This window comes from Paenibacillus sp. TY11 (assembly GCF_059772165.1).
This window is the reverse complement of the sequence record NZ_JCBAIQ010000052.1, coordinates 1-7,890: the sequence shown is the minus strand read 5'-3', so window position 1 is coordinate 7,890 and position 7,890 is coordinate 1. Positions and strand designations below refer to the sequence as shown.

Annotated in this window: 4 protein-coding genes and 1 rRNA gene; all 5 read right to left on the bottom strand. The window is 45.5% G+C overall.

The window, feature by feature from the left end:
* A 16S ribosomal RNA gene (locus AC6EJC_RS26580) occupies positions 1 to 61 on the bottom strand; the annotation flags it as partial.
* 1,357 nt (positions 62 to 1,418) lie between these two features.
* The gene (locus tag AC6EJC_RS26575; protein ID WP_444956499.1) at positions 1,419 to 2,975 is read right to left on the bottom strand and encodes a glycoside hydrolase family 32 protein; all 1,557 of its coding nucleotides are present in this window, start codon (positions 2,973 to 2,975) and stop codon (positions 1,419 to 1,421) included.
* 195 nt (positions 2,976 to 3,170) lie between these two features.
* A complete protein-coding gene (sacB, locus tag AC6EJC_RS26570; RefSeq protein ID WP_444956497.1) occupies positions 3,171 to 4,670 on the bottom strand; it encodes a levansucrase in 1,500 nt (499 codons plus the stop codon).
* A 638-nt stretch (positions 4,671 to 5,308) separates the two neighbouring features.
* Positions 5,309 to 6,823, bottom strand: a complete 1,515-nt coding sequence (locus AC6EJC_RS26565) for an MDR family MFS transporter (RefSeq protein ID WP_444956498.1) — start codon at positions 6,821 to 6,823, stop codon at positions 5,309 to 5,311.
* Positions 6,824 to 6,993: 170 nt separating this feature from the next.
* The coding region (locus AC6EJC_RS26560) for an ABC transporter ATP-binding protein (RefSeq protein WP_444956496.1) at positions 6,994 to 7,890 on the bottom strand (897 nt) is incomplete at its 5' end.

Genomic DNA, 7,890 nt, shown 5'->3' with positions numbered 1-7,890 from the left:
CTTGCATGTATTAGGCACGCCGCCAGCGTTCGTCCTGAGCCAGGATCAAACTCTCCATTAAAGACGTTACAAAGTAACGTCAACCTGTTTCATCTTCATCCACTCTATTGAGAAGAACCAAAGATGAAACAATATAGAAAGAGCGATAAGCTCATTTTGAAACTGACGAGATAAAAAATATCTCTTGTTCGCTTCCATTTTATACAGCCTGATGGCATGTACCAAAATTTCAGCGTTGGATTTTGTAAACAAAATCCCTACTCACTCGTTGTTCAGTTTTCAAAGATCAATCATTTCCGGCCATAACAACAACCGGAATAATAATATATCATACTTCGGCGATTTATGCTACTTGTAAATAATACCTCATAAGGTGATTATTTGAATTTTTGAAACCCATCTAACCATTAAATCACAGCCTATCTTACGGCCGGATAAATAATATACCATATAGGTTTGCCGATTACTACATGTAAATTATACCATTTAATAACCAACTTATCAAAATCAGTTCTATTACTGTACTCCTCATACTTTCGAATTTGTTTTTCTTCATTATAAGTACCGTGAATCTTTGACAGATCTACTGCATCCGAAAAATTCTTTTCATGCATAGCAGTTAGTATTTTGTGACGACCTTTTGGGCATCTTGCTCAGATTGTTCAACTGCAGCGTCGAAAGTAGCTTGGTCTTTGGCCGACACGCGAACATAAGCCATATCTACTATATAATGCATCCCCCTTTCAGTTCCAAAAAAGGGACCATTAATATTGAAACGTTCCAATAATTATTTATGCACATTTGGGAACATGAAATAGACTAATTTAGAATCGTTCCATAAAGCATGCTTTTAGGAACGCAGATATTACCCTTCACCAATGCCGGAGCAAACAATGTGAATAATTGTCTTGAGTGCCTTTAAATAAGCTTCAAGACATCGCACTCCATCAAAAGACAATTGTGGTTATCTAAAAAGCAGCGCCTGCAGATGCAGGCGTTGTTTTTTAGGTCGGCTACTAGCTGCTATATTTCCCCGAATACTTTCGGAAACTCATTTTTAAAAATACATTTTTTGACATGACATATATATTTCATTTTCAAATAATACATTTTATTCTACGATCGATAAAATTGCTCCTGATCATTTGAGAGGTACTTATTACGGTGCCCAGTCCTTTTTATACACTGGAAAATCTATTGGTCCTATACTAGGTGGTTTTTTGCTGAACCAGTTAGGTGGGATAGGCCTTTTTATGCCCATGATCGTTATTATTCTAGTAGGAACTTTATTCTACCGAGCAAATCCAGAAACTAATTTAGTTAAGGTTGAAAAGTACAATAGTTGAATAAAGAGGCAGCCCGGACCTTTATTTTGGTGCTCTGGACTGCCTCTTTTTCATAGGCTTCTACGATACCCGCTAACGATTAAAATGTTTGACCACTACATTGTTAAAAATAGCCGGACCACCATCGGAAAAAAGTGTAATTTTCTGGTCCTCTAATCGTGGAAATATTAAGGAGGAATAAGCTACTTCTCCACCATCTACAAAGACTTCAATACTGGTTTTATCGACGAGAATGTTCAAGTGAACCTTTTTCTTATTAGCATCAAAAGGCGCCTTGCTCTCTACATATTTTCCACTCTGATCTGGCTGCCCGGTGTTGGCTCTATTTACGTAAGAGTATTGACCATCCACCGAAACACCGACATCCACATGACGCTTGCCATCTGCTGACTCTCGAAGCCTCAAGCCCGTATTCTTGATCGTTGACCAAGATACATCCGCCTCTAACTGATAGGCATCGCCTGCTACCGGAAGCGGGTGAAAACCCTCTACTTTGATCTGTCCAAATGATTCCGTTGAAGTTTGGACTCGCTCCAAAGTTTTTACCGGCTGTGAAATCAAACGATATCCGACATCAGCTGTATGCTTCAGTCGAATTTGACGAACAATCGAATCCATTCCATTAAAGCCTTCCTTCAGGGTAGGCGTGTTATTGGCATAATCCCAATTATTCATCCAGGCCAGAGCATAACGGTGACTGTATTGGTCTTTGTCTTTCCCATCCTCGAACGTAACTGCACCATACCAGTCAAAGCCATAATCCAGCCACTCAGGCTCACTGCGATCAGGAAGAAATGCTTCTCCATTAAAATCTCCCGTCCAGTAGGCATACGTGTTGGGTCCGCCTGTTGATTTGCTATTTGCGCTCACGCCCAAAATCCATTGGTAGGTTCCATCATCCGCACGCATCCGGTAAAGGTCAGGACATTCCACAAGCCCGATATTTTCCGTTTGAAAGCTGCTCGTATACCGCCAATCCTTTAAATTATCAGACTCATAAAGGCCAATCTTTGTTCCCTCTGCCATGACCATTACCCATTGATTACGTTGAATATCTCGGATAATTTTGGGGTCTCTGAAGTCCTTCGTGCCGGGATTGGACATCACAGGCGTGTCGCGGTAAGAAGTAAACGTCTTGCCTTTGTCCGTACTGTACCACAAAAATTGTTCCTGCTTTCCTCCATCTGCGGAGGGCTGTGTCACAATGGCTACAAGCGCTCCTTTACCAAAACCTGCGGTGTTATTATCGTCGATCACGACCGACCCGGACCAAGGATCTCCATTCGGGTTGGTATATTTGGGAATCGCCACCCCTTCATCTTTCCAATGAACCAGGTCGGTAGATGTAGCATGTCGCCATTCTGTACCGTTCTTTTGGGGATAGTCACGATTATATAAATAGTAATAATGATATTCTCCATCGAAATAAATGGGCCGTTGAGGATCATTCTTCCACTTATCCGGGACGGTGAAATGATAGGAAGCCCGGTAGGTTGGCCTCTTCTGTGTTTCTAGACTTTCACTTTTAACCGGGTGATAAAGACTCCAGCCGATCGCTATTAATATACTCAGGCCCACGATAACCACGATGGATCGTATCCAAATGCTCTTAGAAGCTATGTTTTTCATCATGACGATCCTCCCCACTCTCTTTATCTGGATAGTCTGACTAGCATGGGGAATGGTCGGTTCCCACTCTCTCACTGCACGATATGTATCGTCCGTATGGGACGACTTGGTAAATCAGGGTAACCCTTTAATTCACCAAGTTACTCAGAGGCGTGTGAATCTCAGCCCCCGGTATCGTCCCATCGGACTACCTACTTATTTCTTCCCATAGTCATATGGTGGTACTTCCTTGTCGTCCGTCGGGTCAATCGTGATTTGCCCTTGTTCCAGAATTCTGTTCTTCACAACAGAAGTTTTGGAGCCTTTAATATTCAGCAGGAAGCTTGGCGCAAAAGTGGATTTGTGATCCGGGAACAGTCCACGGTTTGTCATATAGCTGGTTACTACAACGTTATGTCCTTTGCCTTGCGGAATAGCAAAATGGGCATACGTCCAGGTAATATCATCACGATCCAGATTTTGGTGAAGAACGAGACCGGTTCCATTCAGGGGTTTATAAGGCCCTGTCAAAGAAGTCGATACGTAACCCAGCATGTAAATATCGTCGTCTCCAACGGCATCAACGGTAACTTTGGAACCTCTGGTGCTTGTAAACAAATACCACAAACCATTCATTTTAAAAACATTCGCCCGCTCAATCTCATCCGTTACCAGATTGGATGCAATTAATGGGTCCATAACTTTTTTCAACGTATAGTCATTATTCAATTCCACGATTCCCAAAGCACCGTTCGCCACTTCGGCCCCGTTTTTCTTGGGACTTTGCAGCAGATTATTTAGCTCTTTCGTGAAAAATTCGTTATTCCCGCCATAATACGCAGATTTGTAAAGGGAATCCTCTCCCTGATAACCCGTCTCTGTACCTGTATTCGCTTCAAATATGATATATTTCTTCCCTTGATCCTCAATATAATGAGGGTCCCTGAATGTGTGGTTATCCAGGCTTATTCCCACGCTTTGCTGGACATTCTGATAAATTTTCCCGTCGCCAGCATCGTAAATCGATTTGAGGTCCTCTATACCATCCACTTTCAGGGTTTCGTCATCGGGTTGAGAGAGATTAACTTGCGCCGTAGCCAAGGTTTGCTTGCCGTATAGTTTGTTTTCCGGCTCAAAAGGCTGTCTGCTGGTATAAAATAAACGCACTTCTCCATCCGCTGTTAAAGTAGCAGAACCGGACCATTCCTCCGCCTGATTTTTCAGGATCGGATCGTTCGCAAGGAATTTATCGTTATCCTTAAATACTCTTCCGGCATTTTTCCAGCCTTCCAGCGAGGTGTTGCCTGCTTTTTGATAGAACAGATAAATAAACGTATCCTCTGCTCTTTTAGGATCGCCTGCCAGTCCAAAAACAATGTTGTATCCCTTGTAATTAGCTATCGTGCCATCGGCATTTTGTAACGGCCAAGTATCCCACACATCCAGATCAATGAGCTTGCCCGACCCGTCGCGGCCTTTTGCCGAAGGAATATTTTTGATGGTAGATGCATCAAAGGATGGAACCTCGAATTTTTCTTTGCCTTGCTGATTGAAAATGTTCAGCATATCTTGACGCGTGATTTGAGTAAACCTGCTGTCTTCCTTGAGATCAGCACCGTCATTTTTCTCCGCAAAAGCCTGAATACCGCCTCCTAACAGCAAGGTAGTTGCTACTGTTGCGGTTGCTGCTTTTCTGAACCATTTGTTAAACTTCAAGTACTCCATCTCCCTTATTCTAATTATGCTTTCTAGATTAGAAACCCAACTTTTTGGGTTGGTAGGGCCATTTTATATTGTATGACAAACGATTGATATAGACTAGAAATCCCCCTTTTATTCATGGCTAAAGAAGGAGACCTCTTGAGCTCTATGCTCATATTTTCCTAGTAAATTTCTGAAAATTCCATTTCTTTCATTTCATTTACATTTGGATAAATTTATTTCTTGCTTTTTTTGTATATCCAATTTTGCTAGGTAGGTTGCTTCATTTCCCTTCAAAATCATTCAAAAAAAATCATCAAAAAAATCCCTTTGCAAACGAATTCAGAAAAAACGGTACTTTAGCACCCCCTTAATTCTAGAGAAAAATAATAGAAACATGCGTAATAAGACTATTTAACCATTAATTTACTTATGTAATTATTCACATACGGTATTCCTGACATAAAAAAAACACCTCCAAGGTTCATGAGAGGTGTTGTCCAGTTGAACTTGTGTACCTATCAAAAGATGCTGATTAAAAAAATAGCGACAGCTTTGGACGTCATTTTCCTGGCCCAAGTTGTCGCTACGATCACTAATCATCTATTGGAAGCGCCACTGTAACAAGGAAACGATCTACGATTCCCCTATTCCTATGCAGTTCCTCTTTGTACCGCCTTTGCAGGCTTACTCTCTCCTTCTTCCGTACCCGGTGGACGGTTCCGCAACCCGAGGACGACAAACCAGCTAATAACCGCAATAACGACCATGATAACGAACAGGGAATGCAGACTGTTTTCCAATACAGAACGGAGTAATCCGGCAACCTTGTCACTTAGACTCTGTGAAGCATGAGGTGCAAGCAGACCATTAATATCCTCCTGCGTAACCCCTTGCTGTGTAAGCTGTCCGTCTGCTGTCTGGGCAGCAATGCGGTAATTCAGCCATGAACCGAAGGCTGCAACCCCAATCGTTTGCCCCAACGTGCGCAGGAACGTATTCAAAGCTGTAGATGCACCACGCAACTGGAACCCGACCGAGGACTGAGCAATAATCGTAAACACGGTCATCGAAAAACCGAATCCCAGTCCATACAACAATGTAGACAGGAACAGCAGCCAGATCGGAGCCGTTTGGCCCATCAAGGTCATGACGAAGGCCCCCAATACAATTAGGGTCAGCCCGATCAAAGAGGTTCGACGCGAACCCAAAGTCAGCAAAATGCGTCCTCCGATCATGGAGCCAAACAGCCATCCGACTGACATTGGAGCCAGTGCCAGACCAGATGAAGCAGCATCTCCACCGTGTACGCCTTGAATCCATAGTGGAAGATAGCTGGTCAGTCCGATCAGCAGGGTGCTGACTAACAGTGCTGCGGCACAGGAAAAGGCAATATCCCGTATCCGAAATAGCTTCAGTGGCACCATCGGTTCCTGAGCGCGTTTTTCAATAACCAAAAACAGAATCAGGAACAAAATGGCTACGGCAGCCAAGGCCAGCAATTCAGGAGAAGCCCAGCCGATATACTGCCCGCCCAGTGCCAATACGAGCAAGAGGGCCGTCATCCCGATGGTAAAGGTAACCGTCCCCGGCACGTCGATACGCGCGGTACGCTTGCTTACCTGTTCCCGCAGGTAACGGGCGATAAAGAACATAGCCAGCAATCCAAAGGGAACGTTAAAGCCGAAAATCCATTCCCAGCCAAAATAAGTGACCACGTAACCGCCCAAGAGAGGCCCGATCAGGGAAGAAATCCCCCATACCGAGCTGATCATGCCCTGGACTTTGCCGCGTTCCTCCATTTTGTATATATCACCGATGATGGTAAAGGTAACAGGAATAACACCGCCCGCTCCAATCCCTTGAATGGCCCGGTATATAATAAGCTGCTCCATACTTCCAGCCAACATACAAAGCAAAGAGCCAAGCACAAACAACGAACAGCCGATTAAAAAAATGGGTTTTCGGCCAAACAAATCGCTAAGCTTGCCAAAAATAGGCGTGGTCACAGCCATGGTCAGCAAATATGCCGTAAAAATCCAGCTGAGCAAATTCACGCTGCCCAGTTCACTAACAATCGTCGGCCCCGCTGGACCGATAACCGTTCCTTCAATCGCGGCCAGAAAGGTGGCCAATAGAACACCTGTCAGCACGAGCCCGCGCTTCATGGGTTTATCGTTTCCCAAGCAAATCACAAATCCTTTCCTTATAAAAACTGTGTTGTATCTGTGCGGTGCCTTTCCAGATTGAATATTACCCGCGCTGCATAATCGTAAACAGGCGGCCCATATAGGCCGCCTGTTTTGTACGATGTATATATTTTATTGTCTACATATCGTTAATTTTTGTCAACTGTAATCGTATGATAAATCTCACTATTTCCCATTTTATAGAGATGCCCTTCTTCCATGCACAGAATATGGCTGGCAAAGCTTTCAGCCACCTGCATATCGTGGGTGATGATCAGGAAGGCTGCACCTTCGGCAGACTGCTCTGTGCACATACGGAGCAGGATGTTTGCCCCTTCATAATCCGTTCCTGCAGTAGGCTCATCCAAAATGTAAAGCTTTTTGGGCAAAATGAACTGTGCCGCAACGCTTAAGAGCCTTTTTTCGCCTCCACTTAGCAGGTACGGGGAGGCATCCAGTCTGTGCTCCAGCCTGGCAGCGGCCAGTAAGCGCTGCGCCCGTTCCGCATATGCGGCAGGAACCGACTCCCCGGTCCGTAAACCAAGCTTGGTGCGCACACTGTACAAGCACTCCTCCCACACCGTTGCAGCTGCAAACTGATGCTCTGGCTGCTGGAACACATAGCCAATTCCGGCAGCCAGCTGGTGAATTGGCAGCTTCGACATATCCTGCCCCTCCCACCACATGCACCCCTTTGGTGCAGGTAGTAGGCCCATGAGCAGCTTGCCGAGCGTGGTTTTGCCGGAGCCGTTCTCGCCCAGCAGCACGGCTCGTTCACCGGGTGCAAGGGCAAGGCTCACGCCCTTTAGCGCTGCCCGCTGGCTGCCGGGATAGGTGAAGGCCAGCCCCTTCACCTCCAGCAACGGCTGCCCAACGCGGTCAGCCGTCGGGCCGGGCTTCGCCCCCGGCTCACGCGGCACGTCTCCCTTCCCTGCGGTAGAGGGGAGCAGCCCCAAGGCGGCCAGCTGCGCAGCATGATCGCGCAGCAGCGTTTCGGGCGGGCCTTGCAGCTGCACGGTCCCGCCCTTCAGGACGATGACGCGCTC

What these genes read in the sequence shown, in the direction of transcription:
- AC6EJC_RS26575 (WP_444956499.1), bottom strand. Translation starts at nt 2,975, where the DNA reads ATGAAAAACATAGCTTCTAAGAGCATTTGGATACGATCCATCGTGGTT.
- AC6EJC_RS26565 (WP_444956498.1), bottom strand. Translation starts at nt 6,823, where the DNA reads ATGAAGCGCGGGCTCGTGCTGACAGGTGTTCTATTGGCCACCTTTCTG.